Annotated in this window: 1 protein-coding gene; it reads right to left on the minus strand. The window is 48.0% G+C overall.

All coding sequences use genetic code 11. The features are described 5' to 3' along the window. Positions 1–20: 20 nt before the first annotated feature. A complete protein-coding gene (locus PG881_RS23880; RefSeq protein WP_041204928.1) occupies positions 21–1,148 on the minus strand; it encodes an ISAs1-like element ISKpn9 family transposase in 1,128 nt (375 codons plus the stop codon). Positions 1,149–1,283: the final 135 nt, after the last annotated feature.

The following is a 1,283-nucleotide window of genomic DNA, read 5'->3' on the forward strand; positions in this document are numbered from 1 at the left end:
CAGGGCTGACGCATCAGTGTTTATACTTTGAACAACCCCATACATTCGAACAAATATTGTTCATTCAGACAGCAGAGCCTGCGCTTGTTGGCCATGCTTAGATTACGTGATTTGTTTTGCTTCAGCATGTTCAGTATCCACTGCCTGATGACCGCTAAGTTTTCCCCAGCGAAGCCCGCTCTGGCCTGAAGTTGATCCTCTCCGAACGCAATATCTAAAGTCCAGTGCAGCAGATTTTCTACCGACCAGTGCGCTCGGGTTGCCTTCAGCGCTGAGGTGGCATCCAACGCTCGGCTACTTATATAAAATCTCACGAAATCATAGCCTTTGCCATTTTCAATTCGCTCAGCCTGCACGGCTATGATCGTCTTCGCTTTCCACTGCTGGCAAACTGGCATGCTTTCATCAACCATCAGAACCCAACAACGTCGATGCTCTTTTCGCCCATGTTCTGAGTCAAATTGTTCAGTAAAGCCGTGCCCCGAAACATCGGTTTCATTCTTATCCCAATACGCTTGGAACTGTTCTTTTACTTCAGTATTGAGGCTAGGTTGGTTGTCTTTCACTGCAAGCAGGTAATCACCCGACTTTTTGAGGATGGTGTCGGCGATTTTTACCTGTGTACCCATCGCATCAATACTGACTAAACACCCTTTTAATTCAAGAAGTTGGAGTAGCTCAGGTATTGCCGTGATCTCGTTAGATTTGTCAGCGACTTTTTGCTGGCCAACACACATCCCCAGCTCAGTTGACCAGACATTGACCATATGAACAGCGTTGGCACCTCGCCCTTTAGCGGTAGCACGAAGAGCTTTACCATCAACCGCTAGTTGGCCAACCAGCTTATCATCGCCCATGATGTCGCCGATCCACGCTTGAAAAATGGATTTCAGACTGGCGGGAGGCAGAGTGGCAAAAATGCGGTTGAATGTGTCGTGTGATGGAATGCCGCCAGGCAAGCTCAACCAGCGCCGGAACCATGGCTCTCGCTCTTGAGCAAACAAGGTAATCTCGCTCCAAGTATCAAAACCGCACATCATGGCGCAGATGGCCATGAAAACAACCTCTGACAAGATATGCGAGCACTTGGCCTGATTGCGTGGGTCTGGAATTGATTCAAGGTAGTCGAGCAAAGACTTCTGGGCCATAAAAATAAACAGTTAGTTAAGATCTCGACTATTTACAGCTTGGCAACGCAAGGTACAATTAAAATCGTACTTGGCGCCGCTCAACTGATCGATACTTGATCAACTAGCGCAAAGAATGATCATGCGTCGGCCCTG

Source organism: Aeromonas sp. QDB54 (assembly GCF_027707385.1).
GTDB classification, from domain to species: domain Bacteria; phylum Pseudomonadota; class Gammaproteobacteria; order Enterobacterales; family Aeromonadaceae; genus Aeromonas; species Aeromonas hydrophila.

Excerpts from the sequence above, each read along its gene's own strand:
- PG881_RS23880 (WP_041204928.1), bottom strand. The coding sequence starts at position 1,148 with ATGGCCCAGAAGTCTTTGCTCGACTACCTTGAATCAATTCCAGACCCA.